We start from the raw sequence: 12124 nt of genomic DNA, 5'->3' as shown, positions 1-12124 counted from the left end.
GGGCATAGCGGTCGGTGTGGCGCGGTGGCAAATGGTTGTGGTAGCGGGGCTGATGTTCGACACGCCTGCCACCGACCGCGAGACGGACCGCACGACCGACCGGCGCTTCGGTCTTGCGCGGCGCGTCACCCTGCCGGGGCCGCTGAGGCTCGACGGCGGCGTGCTGCTGTCGCCGGTCGATATCGCGTACGAAACCTACGGCAATCTCAACGCCGACGCCTCGAACGCGGTGCTGATCTGCCACGCGCTGACCGGCGACCAGCATGTCGCGTCGAACCACCCGCGCACCGGCAAGCCCGGCTGGTGGACGCGGATGGTCGGCGAGGGCAGGCCGATCGACCCTGCGCGGCACTTCATCGTGTGCGCGAACGTGCTCGGCAGCTGCATGGGGACGTCGGGGCCGGCGACGATCAACCCGGCGAACGGGCGGCCCTGGGCGATGAGCTTTCCGGTCATCACGATCCGCGACATGGTCCGCGCACAGGGCATGCTGCTCGATCATCTCGGCGTGGACGTGCTGCAAGCGGTGGTCGGCGGGTCGATGGGGGGGATGCAGGCGCTGAGCTGGCCCGCGACCTTCCCCGATCGCGTCAAGGCCTGCGTCGTGATCGCTTCGACCGCGCGGCATACGGCGCAGAACATCGCCTTCCACGAAGTCGGGCGGCAGGCGGTGATGGCCGATCCGAACTGGCGCGGGGGCGACTATCACGACGACGCGGCACCGACCGCGGGGCTGGCCGTCGCGCGGATGGCGGCGCACATCACCTATCTGTCGGAGGCGGGGCTAACCGAGAAGTTCGGGCGCCGGTTGCAGGCGCGCGATGCGAAATCGTTCGGATTCGACGCGGATTTCCAGGTCGAGAGCTATCTGCGGCACCAGGGCCTTGCGTTCACCGACCGGTTCGACGCGAACTCGTATCTCTACATCACGCGGGCGATGGATTATTTCGATCTCGCGGAGGAGCATGGCGGGCTGCTCGCCAACGCCTTCCGCGCGACCAAATCGCGGTTCTGCCTCGTCAGCTTCGACACCGACTGGCTGTATCCCACCGCCGAGTCTCGCGCGATCGTCCAGGCGCTGAACGCGGCGGGCGCGCCGGTCAGCTTCGTCGAACTGTCGAGTCCGTACGGCCATGATGCGTTCCTGCTGGAGGCGCCGGACCTGAACCGGGTCGTCGACGGCTTCCTGAGGGCAGGGCGATGACGATCATTCTATCGGACGACGCCAGCAAGCTGCAGGTCGATCGCATCCATGGCTGGCTGGCGAGCAGCTATTGGTCGCCGGGGATCGAGCGTGGCCTGGTGGAGCGCGCGATCGCCGGATCGCATTGCCTTGGCGCATATCGGGACGAGCAGCAGGTCGGTTTCGCGCGGATGATCACCGATCATGCGACGTTTGCGTGGCTCGCCGACGTCTGGGTGGAAGAGTCCGCGCGGGGGCAGGGGCTCGGGCGGCGGATGGTGCGCTGGTTCCTCGATCATCCGTCGTTCGCAGGGCTGCGACGGTTCGGGCTCGTCACCGCCGACGCGCACGGCGTGTATGCGGATCTCGGCTTTCATCCGCTGGTCCGGGCCGATCGCTACATGGAGCGGCTTGCTCCCGGTTTGGCCGAGCAGTTGCGGAGCGCGCCATGACCTTGCGCACCGACCTCGCGGTCATCGCCGAGAACGTCGCCCAAGGCAGCCGCGTGCTCGATATCGGTTGTGGCGACGGTGCGCTGATGGCGGCGCTGCGCGATGCCCGCGACGTCGATGCGCGCGGGCTGGAGATCGATGCGCGCAACGTCGCCTCCGCGGTCGCGCGCGGGCTTTCGGTGATCCAGGGCGATGCGGACGTGGATCTTGCCGGCTATCCCGACGGCAGCTTCGATTACGCGATCCTGAGCCAGACGTTGCAGACCGCGCGCGCACCCGATCTGGTGCTCGACCACCTGCTCAGGATCGGCCGGCGGGCATTCGTCAGCTTCCCCAATTTCGCGCACTGGCGCGTGCGGCTGTCGCTGCTGTGGGGCGGGCGGATGCCGGTGACGCGGCAATTGCCCGAGAGCTGGTACGATACGCCCAACATCCACCATGTCACGATCGACGATTTCCGCGCGTTCGTGAAGGCGCGGGGGGTCATCGTCGAGGATGCGTGGTTCCTGTCGGGTGACAAGCGTACCGGCGCGGGCGCGGCCAACCTGCTGGCCGAGCATGCGGTGTTCCTGCTGCGGCGGTAATGGCGGCAATTGTACCACAGCGCGAATCCAACCGATCTGGATCAACCTATTATCGGAACCGATCGCGCGGCGACCAGTTAACACGGCGATGACCAAGACCGCACTGATCGTCGAGGACGAGATTTTCGTCGCGCTCGACCTGGAGAGAATTCTCACCGATGCGGGTTATGGCGTCGCGGGTATTGCAGCCGATCGCGAGAGTGCGATCGCGGCCGCGCCAGGATGCAGCTTCGCCTTTGTCGACATCAACCTGCGCGATGGACCGACCGGCCCCGAGATCGCGCGGCGGATGGCGGCGGACTACGGCGTGAAGGTCGTGTTCGTGACCGCAAACCCGGCGCAGATCGGCGATACCGATTGCGTCGGCTATATCCGCAAGCCGTTCAGTGATTCCGCAATCCTGGCTGCCGCCGCGCTCGCCTCCGAAGGCGAAGCGGCGCCGCACACGGACGTCGTCCTGGCGCCTATCCTCGGCTGAACGCGGCTGTCGGGATCGTCATGTCGACGATCAGCCCGTCGCTGTTCCACGCCCGCGTCACCGTACCGCCGAGCTGACGAACGGCACTCATCTCGATCAGCTGCGTACCGAAGCCAGAAATAGTCGTGGGCTCGGTGATGATCGGGCCATTTTCTTCGCTCCAGCGCAGCATCACTGAACCGTCCTGCACGGCGATGGCGACGCGCACGATGCCCAGTTCGGTGGAAAGCCCGCCATATTTGGTCGCGTTGGTCGCAAGCTCATGGAACAGCAAGGCGAGCGGCGTGGCCGAGCGATCGTCGATCGTCACATCGTCACCGGTGACGATCAGCCGCAGACCATCGACGCGCTGATACGGTTCGAACAGTTCGTGGAGCAGGCCATGCAGGCTGTTCTGCGCCGCTGCCGGTCGGGAATTGGCGCTGTGCGGACGGACGAAGTCATGCGCGCGACCAAGCGCGGTGATGCGGTGGCGAAGATCGGTCGCTACCCCCGCGAATTCGGGTTTCCCGCGCGCCGCGAACGCGATCAGGCCGGCGATCACCGCGAAGATGTTCTTGATGCGGTGGCTCAGTTCCTGACTGATGACCTCGCGTTCTTCATACGCCAGCTTTTGTTCGTGGATGTCGGTGCACGTCCCGAACCATCGCGTGATGCTGCCGCTTTCATCGCGGACCGGCAGCGCGCGGCCCAGCACCCAGCGGTACGTGCCGTCGAAATGCCGGAGGCGGTACTCGATATTGTACGGCTCGCCGGTGGCGAGCGAATGGCGCCAGATCGTCCAGGCACGGTCCTGGTCCTCGGGGTGGAACATGCCGTTCCAGCCCTCGCCATCGGTCGTGCCGGCAGGCGCACCGGTGAACTCGTACCAGCGGGCGTTATAGTAATCGTGGAAGCCGTCGGGCTGCGTCGCCCACACCATCTGCGGCATGGTGTCGGCCAGCGTGCGGAACTTGAGGTCGCTCGCTTCCAGCGTACGCCGGGCCTCCGCCTCGGCCGACGCCTGCTCGCGCGCGGTGCGGCGATCGTCGAGTCGCCCCATCGCCGCCTTGGCGAGGATCGTCAGGCCGTCGCGCTGGAACCGCGTCAGCCCCTCTCGCGGGTCCGGTGCCAGCACACACAGCGCGCCGAGTGGCACGCCTTCGGTCGAGACGAGCGGCGCGCCGGCATAGAACCGAACATAGGGCTCGCCCGTCACCAGAGCATTGTCGACGAACCGTGGATCCTCCCGAGCGTCGGGTACTTCCATCACGTCGTGATAGTGCATCGCGTGCGCGCAGAACGACATGCTGCGCGGCGTCTGCTCCAGGTCGGTGCCGGCCCGCGCAAGGAAGCGCTGATACTCTTCCTCGACCAGGCTCAGCAACGCGACCGGTGCCCCGCACAATTCCGCGGCGAACGACACGAGGTCGTCCAGCTGCCCTTTGGCGCGCGCACCCGCCATGTCGTACGACGAGATCACGCGCGCACGCGCGGCCTCGTCGAACGATGTGGTCGCCGGTAGAGAGATGACGGTACCCACGAAGGTCAGAACGGTACGTCGTCGTCGAGATCGTCCGAGAAGCCGCCAGTCTGGCCGAAGCTGCCGCCGCGCGCGCCGCCGCCATTGCCGCCACCCGATGGCGCGCTGCCACCACGACCGCCGCCGTAACCGCCGCCGCCGCCGCCCGAGCCACCACCGAAGTCGTTGCCGCCACCGCCGCCGGCCCAGTCGTCGCCACCGCCGCGGCTACCGCCGCCGCCTGCGCCGCCACCCTGGCCGCCATTCGGGCCGTCGAGCATCGTCAGGACGCTGTTGAAGCCCTGCAGCACGATCTCGGTCGAATATTTGTCCTGACCCTGCGCGTCCTGCCATTTGCGGGTCTGGAGCGCGCCTTCGATATAGACCTTCGAACCCTTGCGGAGAAACTTCTCGGCAACGTTGGCGAGACCTTCGTTGAAGATCGCGACCGAATGCCATTCGGTCTTTTCCTTGCGCTCGCCCGACATCTTGTCCTTCCAGGACTCGGATGTCGCGATGCGCAGATTGACGACCTTGCCGCCGTTCTGGAACGCCTTGCTCTCCGGGTCGCGACCCAGATTGCCGACGATGATGACCTTGTTGACGCTGCCTGCCATGATGCCCCTCAGAGGCCGGCGAACATCGCCAGCCAGTATGTAATGCCAGCCATGATGTAGGCGGCGGCGAACAAATAGCCAACCATGAAGGCCGGCCATTTCCACCCATTGGTCTCGCGACGGGTGACGGCGATGGTCGAAATGCACTGCGGCGCGAACACGAACCACATTAGGAAGGCGAGCGCGGTCGGCAGGCTCCAGCGACCGCGCAGGTTCTCGACCATCGCCTTGCCGCCCTGGTTGCTCTCGGGATCGTCGATTGCGTAGACCGTCCCGATCGCAGCCACGGCGACTTCGCGCGCGGCCATCGCCGGGATCAGCGCGAGGACGATGTCGCGGTTGAAGCCGATCGGCGCGAAGATCGGCGCGATGCCGTTGGCGATCCGGCCCGCGACCGAATAATCGACCGCCGAGATCTTCGGCGCGCCGGCGGGTTGCTCGGGCGGCTTGGGGAAGCTCAGCAGCACCCACAGGATGATCGTCGAGGTCAGGATGATGCCGCCGGCGCGCTTCAAAAAGATCTGCGCGCGGCTCCACAGGCCGATGCCGACGTCGCGCCACTGCGGCCACTGGTATTTCGGCATCTCCATCATGAAGCCCGACGACACGCCCTTGGTCACCGTCCGGCGCAGCACCAGTGCCGCCACGAACGCGCCGACGATGCCCATCACGTACAGCCCGAGCATCACCAGCCCCTGCAACCCGACGAACGGCAGCACCTGCGTGTTGGGAATGAAGGCGCCGATGATCAGCGTGTAGACCGGCAGGCGCGCGGAACACGTCATCAGCGGCGCGATCAGGATCGTGGTCAGCCGGTCCTTCTCGTCGTCGATCGTCCGCGTCGCCATGATGCCGGGGATCGCGCAGGCAAAGCTCGACAGCAGCGGGATGAACGCGCGGCCGGAGAGCCCGACGCTCGCCATTACCCGGTCCATCAGGAACGCCGCGCGGACCATGTAGCCGCTCGCCTCGAGCACGAGGATGAAGAGGAACAGGATCAGGATCTGCGGCAGGAACACGATCACCGCGCCGACGCCCGCGATCACGCCATCGACCAGCAGTGAGCGGAGCAGCGAATCGGGCAGTTCGGACGTCAGGAACGCCTGGAGTAGGGTGAAGCCCCCATCGATCGCATCCATGAACGGCTGTGCCCAGCTGAACACCGCCTGGAACATCAGGAACATGATCGCGAGCAGAAGGATCGGTCCGGCGACCGGATGCAAGGCGACCGCGTCGAGCAAGTGCGTCCAGCGTCGGACGGTCGTCTCGGACACGGTCGCGGAGGTTGCGATCTGACGGGCGCGGCGCTGGAGCGTGACGATGTCGTCCTGCACGCTGCCATCGGATTTGCGGAGCCGCATCGGGCCGTTGACGACGATGCCGGACAGCGCCGCCTTGAGTTCGTCGAGGCCACGCTTGCGCACCGCGACGGTCGGGATCACCGGCACGCCGAGTTCGCGTTCGAGCACCTTGGGGTCGAGCTTCAAGCCGTCGCGCTCGGCGAGATCGACCATGTTGAGCGCCACGACCACCGGCAGCCCGAGCGCGATCAACTGGAGCGTGAAGCGCAGGTGGTTGTCGAGATTGGCAGCATCGACGACGACAACCAGCGCATCGGGGAGGCGTTCGCCGTCCTGCGTGCCGGTGACGACATCGCGCGTGACCCGCTCGTCGGGGGAGGAGGGCTCGAGGCTGTACGCGCCGGGCAGGTCGACCAGTTCGACCGGCCGCCCGTCGTCGAGCATCAGCCGCCCTACTTTGCGCTCGACCGTGACGCCGGGATAATTGCCGACCTTCTGGCGCGCACCGGTGAGCGCGTTGAACAGCGCGCTCTTGCCGGCATTGGGATTGCCGACCAGCGCAACCAGCGGTGCTGCGTTCATAATGTAGGGCTGGTTATTCTGCTGCGGCTGGCATGGGCGAGACCTGGATCGCACCGGCGACCGCGCGGCGCAGCGCGACGGTCATGCGGCCGATCCGGCAGGCGATCGGGCCTTGGCCCAGCGTCGCGCGGTGCAGAACCTCGACATCGACACCCTCGTCGAAGCCCAGTTCGCGCAACCGGCGTGCTTCCGGCCCGGCGAGCCGCGCCCACTCAATTGCCGCAACAATAGCGTGCTGCTTGCGCGGCAGGGTTTCGAGGCTGACGGAACGATCGGGGCGAGTGTCCATGATGCGACTGATTATCAGTAACCGATCTGCAAGGGAAGCCCCCCAGGCATTTGCTCAGGCAATCGGATAGCGCAGCCGACCGACGAAGCGCGACAGGCTAAAACGATGCTCGGTCCGCTTGAGGAAGCCGGCCTTGGCCTTCTCGAACTGCATGATCCCCGCGATCCGGCGGCCGAGAAACGCGCGCGTCTCGGCCAGGCCCTCGCTCTCGTCGTCGAGGAACACCGTGATCGTCGACGCGTACACGCCGAGCAGGATCGTCCGCTTGGTATAGTGATTATAGTCGGTCGCGACGTCGCCCGCCGCGTGCCAGATCGTGTCGACCGTGCGCCATCCGAGCCGCGCCGCCTTCGCCAGATTCTGCGGCAGCGCGAGGATCGTCACCGCCCGGCGCAGCGATTCGCGGTCCGCCGACGTCGCATCGAGCCGTGCCTCGATCAGCGACGTGATCTTCTCGCGGATCTTCATCAACGCGAGCCGCTCGGGCGGTACGGCCGCGAGCATGACGGCATCGATATGCGCGAACCATGCATCGATCATGTCGACCGGGCCGTCCTTGAAGGCGAGCGCGGCGACGTCGGTGTCGATCCCCGCAGCGTTCGCCGCCATGTCGCGCGCGGCATCGCTCCAGCCGTCGAACGCCGCGTTAGCCGCGATGCCGGGCGCCAGCAGGGCGCGGATTTCGTCGAGCGTAAGATCCTGGGTCATGCCGTCTCCTGCCGTTCAAAGTCAGGCGTATCAAGCGGGTCTTCAAGGGGTGGCTGCTGCCTGACGAGCACCAGCGCGACCGCGACCATCACGACGCCGACCAGATCCGCCGGGCCGAGCCGCTCGCCGTAGACCAGCCAGCCAACCATTCCTGCCACGACCGGCTGGATCAGCAACGCGATCCCGATCACCAGCGGCGTGAAGCGCCCGAGCGCGTAGATCATCAGGCCCTGTCCCAGCACCTGGCTGCAAAGGGCTAGCCCGATCAGCGGCCCCCAATGCGTCGGCAGCACGCGCTCGTCCATCGCCAGCGCGAACACGAGCAAGGGGACGATCCCGGCCAGCGTCGACAAGGTCAGCGCCGAGAGCGGTGCCAGCGTCGCGCGCGCACGCGCCATCAGGATGAAGTAGACCGTGTAGAGCAGCCCGGCGAGGATGCAGAGCAGGTCGCCCGCCAGGTTCTTCGCATCGAGCTGGTACGATCGGCCGAGCAGCAATGCTGCCCCCGCAGCGGCGAGCACCAGGGCCCAGCCCTGCGTCCGCGTCGGCCAGGTCTTGGCGATCAGGAAGCCGTAGATCGGGAACATCAGCGTCGCCACATTGCCGAACAGCGTCGCGTTGGCGAGCGTCGTTCGGTGTATCCCGAGATGCCATGCGCCGAGGTCCGCGGCGAAACACACGCCGCCGGCGATCAGCCCGATCCACACGCCGCCGCTCAACCGGGTCGGCCGTGCGCCTTGCTGGACCGCGAGCGCGATCAGGAACGGCACCGCGAGCGTCAGCCGCCAGAACCCCGCCGCGACCGGCCCGACTTCGGTCGCGCGGACGAACCACGGCCCGAACGCCAGCGCGACGTTCGCGACGATCAGCGCAGCGAACGCGATCATACCGGGCGCGGCGATGCTCGCGCGGCCAGGCGCTAGCTCGGGTACCGTATCGGGTGCGCTAGATAATCTTTGCGGGTCAGGGCGATGCATGCCGCCGTGTAGCGCCCTATCTTCCGCCCGTCAGGCCAATAAGGAGCCCTCATGCCTAGCCTTTTCGATCCTATCACGCTCGGTGCCATCGAAGCGCCCAACCGCATCCTCATGGCCCCCCTCACGCGCGGCCGTGCGGACAAGGACGCCGTGCCGTCCGACCTGATGGTCGACTATTACACGCAGCGGGCGAGCGCCGGCCTGATCATCTCGGAAGCCACCGGCATCAGCCGCGAAGGGCTCGGCTGGCCGTTCGCGCCGGGTCTGTGGACCGATGCGCAGGTCGCTGCCTGGAAGCCCGTCACCGACTCGGTCCACGCGGCCGGCGGCCGGATCGTCGCGCAGCTGTGGCACATGGGGCGTCAGGTCCATTCGTCGGTGATCGGCACGCAGCCGGTCTCGTCGTCGGCGACCGCGACCGAAGGCCAGGCGCACACCTATGAGGGCAAGCAGGACTTCGAGGTCGCGCGGCCGCTCGAGCTGAACGAGATTCCCCGCCTGCTGAACGATTACGAGCTGGCGACGAAGAACGCGCTGGCGGCCGGGTTCGACGGCGTCCAGATCCACGCCGCGAACGGCTATCTGATCGACCAGTTCCTGCGCGACAACGCCAACAGCCGCACGGATGAGTATGGTGGCTCGGTCGAGAACCGCGTCCGCCTGCTGCGCGAAGTCGCCGAGCGCGTCGTCTCGGTCGCGGGTGCCGGCCGCACCAGCGTCCGCCTGTCGCCCAACGGCGATTCCCAGGGGGTCGACGACAGCAGCCCGGAAGAGCTGTTCACCGCGGCGGCGAAGGTTCTGTCCGATCTCGGCGTTGCCTTCCTCGAACTGCGTGAGCCCGGTCCCAACGGTACGTTCGGCAAGACCGACGTGCCAAAGCTCAGCCCGGCAATCCGCAAGGTCTTCAAGGGCGTGCTGGTCGTGAACTCGGATTACGCCACCGTCGCCGACGCACAGGCGGAGCTCGATTCGGGCAACGCGGACGCGATCAGCTTTGGCCGCACGTTCATCGGCAACCCGGATCTGCCGGAGCGCTTCCGCACCGGTGCGCCGCTTGCGCAGGACAACCCGAAGACCTGGTACAGCCAGGGCCCCGAGGGTTATGTCGACTACCCGGCGCTCGAAACCGCGAACGCGTAAGCTTCCGCCTTTGAGTACCCCCAAATAGGCCCGTCACCCCAGCTTTCGCTGGGATGACGGCTGGGGCGATTGTCACCGGTGAGGCCATCGCCTAGCAGCGCGCTTCCGCGCCCTAGGCGGCGCACCGGTGACAAACAGGATTACGTATGACCGACGGCTGGGGCTGGCCGAAAAGCGACAGGCTGGCAGGAACGCCGCTGTCCGACACGTCCGATCGCGGCACGCGTCGCGCAGGGGACCGCGCCCAAGATCGGGCCCAAGATCGCGCCCAAGATCGAGAACGCCGTGCGCAGGAGCGCCTGGCCGCGGCCGAGCAACGCTCCGAATCACGTATCGCGCAACGTGACGCGCTCACTCAAGAACGCGAGCGTGCCCGCGAGGCCCGCCGGATCGAAGAAGCGGCTCGGCATGAGGCGCGGTTGAATGCGCCGCCGACCAACGATGTCGAAGCGCTGAAGATCTCCAAGCGACGCCGCTCCGGCGCGCTCGCGCGTAGTGGCGAGGAGACCAAGAAGGAGCGCGACACGCGTAGCTACAAGACGATCGTCGACCCCGCGCGCATCCGCACCCTGGCGGACCGTGGCGCGTCGCTGTCCGGGCTCGCCGCCGCATTCGGCATCACCGTCGAGGAAGTCAAAGCCGCGCTTGCCGAGTCCGCAACGACCTAGTGCGTACCGGGCAGGTCGACATGGATGCGCCGAAAGCGCGCCTCGATGAGGCTGTATGCACCGAACAGCGCCAGACCGATCCCGGTCAGTACGAGCAACCACTTCCCGCCGGGTTGCGATTGCAGCATCTCCAGCGCGTCGGCAACGCCGCCGGCGTCGCTCGCATGCGCGCTCCACGCCGCCAGCGCGAACAGCCCTGCGACGGTCACGAACACCAGCGCGCGGGCGCCGTAGCCGATCCGACCCATCGTGCAGACATAGCCGGGGGCAGGGGCGTCGCCGCGCAGGTCGTGGATGAAATCGCCGCGCCACGCCTTCAGCGCCTGTTGGAAACCCGCGACCAGCACGCCGAGCGCCACCGCGCCGACCAGGAACCGCCCGAGCGGCTGCTCCAGGAGCAACGCCGTCCAGTCCCGGGCACTCTCGTCTCCGGGCGACACGCCACCCCTGTTCGATCCCAGATCGAAGGCGAGCTTGGTCGCGGTCCAGGCGAGGATCAGGTGCGCGATGCCGCTGACGACATGGCCGATCCGCTTCAGGCTACCCTTCGCATCGCGGCCGATCTGCTCGGGGTTCGCCGCCGCCTCGGTCAGCCGCCAGATCGCATAGCCGAGCAAGCCGGCGGCGATGATCGCCAACAGCAACGGTCCGATCGGCCCGTCGGCCATCGACCCGATTGCCCCCTGGTTGTCGGTGACTTCGCCGCCGTGCAGCGCCGCGTCGACTGCGAACCAGCCGACGAGAATATACACCACGCCGCGTGCGGCAAACCCGAGTTTGGCGAGCAACGTCGCATTCGCGTCCGAAATCATGATCGCCCCTTTGTTACGGAGGCTTAACGGCGCGACGCTCGTGACGTTCCGGGAGGGAGCGCGGATCCGAGGCGACATCGCTATCGTCACTCCACCGTCGGTTCCGATGGAGCGTCATTGCGTCGCGCGCCATCGAGCGTCTTGGCGAGCCGGGATCGCTCCGCAGCGTCGCTCGCCTTCTGCGCCGCGTTACGTCCGAAGAGCCGGCGATTCTCGTCCGCGCGGACGGTTGCTGCGGCACGGGCGCGCTGTTTGCGCGCGAGGCGGAGGTTCACGACCTCACCCATTGGCCGCTCTGCGGATCCGCCAGTCGGCAGCGCTCTGGCCCCAATCGTCGACCGGCAATGTTTCGAGCGGCGCGGGCAGGCGGGTAGGGCCGCGGTTGGTCGAGCCAAGACGCTCGGCGAGCGCAATCGACTCCGCGTTGTCGGGCGCGATGGTGTGGATGATGTCGGCCCAGCCGAGCATTTCGACCGCATAGTCGATCGTCGCCACCGCCGCCTCGCGCGCGAATCCATGACCAGCGAACTGCGATGCCAACCCCCAGCCGATCTCGGTACCCGGCCAGCCTTCGGGTTGCCACGGCCCGACCCGGCCGATCCATTCCCCCGTGTCGCGCAACGTCACTGCGAACATCGAGAAGCCGCGGATGCTCCACGCGCCGGCCATCGCACACAGCCCGCGCCACGCGACGCTGCGGGGTTGCACGCCGCCGAGATGGCGCATCGTCACCGGATCGGCATGGAACGCATACCACGCCTCGGCATCCTCCGGCTTGAGCGGCCGGAGCAACAGGCGCTCCGTGAGGAGCACCGGCGCGGTCATGCGAGGA

General features: G+C 67.2%; 15 protein-coding genes. 6 read left to right on the top strand and 9 right to left on the bottom strand.

Translation table 11 applies throughout. The annotated features are described in order from the left end of the window. Positions 1-52 precede the first annotated feature (52 nt). The 4 genes from SJY41_RS15815 (at position 53) to SJY41_RS15800 (ending at position 2697) form a co-directional block, all read left to right on the top strand. Complete coding sequence (locus SJY41_RS15815; protein ID WP_380784164.1) at positions 53-1204, top strand: homoserine O-acetyltransferase; 1152 nt, start codon at positions 53-55, stop codon at positions 1202-1204. Further along, on the top strand, positions 1201-1635 hold the full coding sequence (locus SJY41_RS15810) for a GNAT family N-acetyltransferase (RefSeq protein WP_380783166.1): 435 nt from the start codon (positions 1201-1203) through the stop codon (positions 1633-1635). The genes SJY41_RS15815 and SJY41_RS15810 overlap by 4 nt, the downstream gene beginning before the upstream one ends. Then, positions 1632-2219, top strand: coding sequence for a methionine biosynthesis protein MetW (gene metW / locus SJY41_RS15805; protein WP_380783165.1), 588 nt, complete (start codon positions 1632-1634; stop codon positions 2217-2219). The genes SJY41_RS15810 and metW overlap by 4 nt, the downstream gene beginning before the upstream one ends. Positions 2220-2307: 88 nt before the next feature. Continuing rightward, positions 2308-2697 carry a response regulator gene (locus tag SJY41_RS15800; RefSeq protein ID WP_380783164.1) on the top strand — a complete coding sequence of 130 codons (390 nt, stop codon included), beginning with the start codon at positions 2308-2310 and terminating at the stop codon, positions 2695-2697. Here SJY41_RS15800 and SJY41_RS15795 read toward each other — a convergent pair. From SJY41_RS15795 to SJY41_RS15770, 6 genes are all read right to left on the bottom strand, one after another. After that, a complete protein-coding gene (locus SJY41_RS15795; RefSeq protein WP_380784163.1) occupies positions 2684-4141 on the bottom strand; it encodes a sensor histidine kinase in 1458 nt (485 codons plus the stop codon). The two genes, SJY41_RS15800 and SJY41_RS15795, sit on opposite strands and share 14 nt — an antisense overlap. Before the next feature lie 83 nt (positions 4142-4224). Beyond that, the gene (gene ssb / locus SJY41_RS15790; RefSeq protein WP_380783163.1) at positions 4225-4815 is read right to left on the bottom strand and encodes a single-stranded DNA-binding protein; all 591 of its coding nucleotides are present in this window, start codon (positions 4813-4815) and stop codon (positions 4225-4227) included. An 8-nt stretch (positions 4816-4823) separates the two neighbouring features. Next, positions 4824-6698: a ferrous iron transporter B gene (locus SJY41_RS15785; protein ID WP_380783162.1), complete on the bottom strand. Its 1875-nt coding sequence runs from the start codon at positions 6696-6698 to the stop codon at positions 4824-4826. Positions 6699-6711: 13 nt separating this feature from the next. Then, positions 6712-6987: a FeoA family protein gene (locus SJY41_RS15780; protein WP_055874807.1), complete on the bottom strand. Its 276-nt coding sequence runs from the start codon at positions 6985-6987 to the stop codon at positions 6712-6714. A gap of 54 nt (positions 6988-7041) precedes the next feature. Continuing rightward, positions 7042-7695, bottom strand: coding sequence for a COQ9 family protein (locus tag SJY41_RS15775; protein WP_380783161.1), 654 nt, complete (start codon positions 7693-7695; stop codon positions 7042-7044). Further along, positions 7692-8672, bottom strand: a complete 981-nt coding sequence (locus tag SJY41_RS15770; RefSeq protein ID WP_380783160.1) for a DMT family transporter — start codon at positions 8670-8672, stop codon at positions 7692-7694. The genes SJY41_RS15775 and SJY41_RS15770 overlap by 4 nt, the downstream gene beginning before the upstream one ends. 51 nt (positions 8673-8723) lie before the next feature. Between SJY41_RS15770 and SJY41_RS15765 the strand changes: the two genes are divergently transcribed. Beyond that, positions 8724-9812: an alkene reductase gene (locus tag SJY41_RS15765; protein ID WP_380783159.1), complete on the top strand. Its 1089-nt coding sequence runs from the start codon at positions 8724-8726 to the stop codon at positions 9810-9812. Positions 9813-9958: 146 nt separating this feature from the next. Further along, positions 9959-10480: a hypothetical protein gene (locus SJY41_RS15760; RefSeq protein ID WP_380783158.1), complete on the top strand. Its 522-nt coding sequence runs from the start codon at positions 9959-9961 to the stop codon at positions 10478-10480. On the opposite strand, the gene SJY41_RS15755 is transcribed toward SJY41_RS15760, so the two are convergent. The 3 genes from SJY41_RS15755 to SJY41_RS15745 all read right to left on the bottom strand — a co-directional run bounded on the left by SJY41_RS15755 (position 10477) and on the right by SJY41_RS15745 (position 12117). Beyond that, a complete protein-coding gene (locus SJY41_RS15755; protein ID WP_380783156.1) occupies positions 10477-11292 on the bottom strand; it encodes a DUF1206 domain-containing protein in 816 nt (271 codons plus the stop codon). The genes SJY41_RS15760 and SJY41_RS15755 overlap by 4 nt on opposite strands. Positions 11293-11378: 86 nt before the next feature. Next, a complete protein-coding gene (locus SJY41_RS15750) occupies positions 11379-11567 on the bottom strand; it encodes a DUF4169 family protein (protein ID WP_380783155.1) in 189 nt (62 codons plus the stop codon). A gap of 4 nt (positions 11568-11571) precedes the next feature. Next, entirely contained in the window at positions 11572-12117 is a 546-nt protein-coding gene (locus tag SJY41_RS15745) for a GNAT family N-acetyltransferase (protein ID WP_380783154.1), read from the bottom strand. Positions 12118-12124 lie beyond the last annotated feature (7 nt).

It is taken from the genome of Sphingomonas sp. R86520 (genome assembly GCF_042466285.1).
In the GTDB taxonomy this organism is placed as follows: domain Bacteria; phylum Pseudomonadota; class Alphaproteobacteria; order Sphingomonadales; family Sphingomonadaceae; genus Sphingomonas.
This window is presented reverse-complemented; position numbering and strand designations above follow the sequence as displayed.